Origin of the sequence: Rhodococcus baikonurensis (assembly GCF_040489275.1) — a bacterium.
Classification (GTDB): domain Bacteria; phylum Actinomycetota; class Actinomycetes; order Mycobacteriales; family Mycobacteriaceae; genus Rhodococcus_F; species Rhodococcus_F baikonurensis.
The window spans coordinates 1-1,648 of sequence record NZ_JBEUOQ010000066.1 but is presented as its reverse complement, the minus strand read 5'-3'; the positions used below and the strand labels follow the sequence as shown (position 1 = coordinate 1,648).

Here is a 1,648-nt window from a genome sequence, read left to right as displayed (position 1 = left end):
GTGAGCGTGTACTTGATGTCCTGACCGGCAACAACATTCGAACCCGACACCGGATCAGAGGACTTCACCACAGCAATCTTCGGAGACACCACCGGGTGTTCGGTCGTCACCGGCGGAGGAGTGATCTCCGGACCGGTCGGCGGCTTCGCAGTACCGGTGACCTTGTTGTTGATCAACGTGCCACCGGCAACACCGGCATTGACCTTCACCTGGTAGGTCAGAACAACCGACTTACCAGCCTCGAGAGCACCAGTCCAGGAAAGCGTCGTACCCGACAGGGTCGGAGCCGCACCGTCGACACCGTCAACAGTCGCCTTCAGCGAACCGTCCACCAACGCCGCGTTGTCGAGAACCTTCGACAGATCATCGGTCAACACCACCGGATCAAGGGTCGTGTTACCCGTATTCGCACCGGTCACCGTGTACGTGATCGTCTGACCAGCCGCAACATTGGTACCCGAGGCCGGATCCGCAGTCTTCGCGACCGTGAACCCCGGAACCTTCACCGGATGCGTCGTGCACAGCTGCGTCGCCGGATCACACACCTCCGGAGGATCAACCGGCGGAGTCGTACCCGGAACAACGAAGTTGTTCACGAACACCCCACCGACCACATCGGCATTGACCTTCACCGAATACGTCACCGTCTTCGTTTCACCGGCCGCCAAGGTCCCCGTCACCGAGAAACCATCCGTGCCGACCATCGCAGCCGTCAACGGAGCATCAGCACTCAAGCTGCCCGCAACCAGATCAGCATCGTCAAGCAGACCACGCAGATCATCGAAGAACGCCACCTCACCCGCACCGTTACCGGTGTTCGTAAACGTGAGCGTGTACTTGATGTCCTGACCGGCAACAACATTCGAACCCGACACCGGATCAGAGGACTTCACCACAGCAATCTTCGGAGACAGAACCGGATGCTCGGTCGTCACCGGCGGAGGAGTGATCTCCGGACCGGTCGGCGGCTTCGCAGTACCGGTGACCTTGTTGTTGATCAACGTGCCGCCGGCAACACCGGCATTGACCTTCACCTGATAGGTCAGAACAACCGACTTACCAGCCTCGAGTGCACCAGTCCACGAAAGCGTCGTCCCCGCCAGCGTCGGAGCAGCAGCAGGAGCACCGTCGACCGTTACCTTGAGCGAACCGTCCACCAACGCCGCGTTGTCGAGAACCTTCGACAGATCATCGGTCAACACCACCGGATCAAGCGTCGTCTTACCGGTGTTAGAACCCGTCACCGTGTACGTGATCGTCTGACCAGCCGCAACATTGGTACCCGAGGCCGGATCCGCAGTCTTCGCGACCGTGAACCCCGGAACCTGAACCGGATGCGTCGTGCACAGCTGCGTCGCCGGATCACACACCTCCGGAGGATCCACCGGCGGAGTCGTACCCGGAACAACGAAGTTGAGCACCGTGTTGTCGGCATTCGCCGCAACACGATCGGCATCAGCCTTGACCGTGACGGTGTACGTCACCGTCTTCGTCTCACCCGCAGCGAGAGTTCCCGTCACCGAGAAACCATCCGTGCCGACCATCGCAGCAGTCAACGGAGCATCAGCACTCAAGCTGCCCGCAACCAGATCAGCATCGTCGAGCAGACCACGCAGATCATCGAAGTGCGCGACCTCACCCGCACCGT

General features: G+C 60.4%; 1 protein-coding gene. It reads right to left on the bottom strand.

From position 1 onward, the window contains the following. Positions 1 to 1,648 (bottom strand): DUF7927 domain-containing protein (locus ABWI03_RS34140; protein WP_353804551.1); only part of this gene is annotated, 1,648 nt, incomplete at both ends.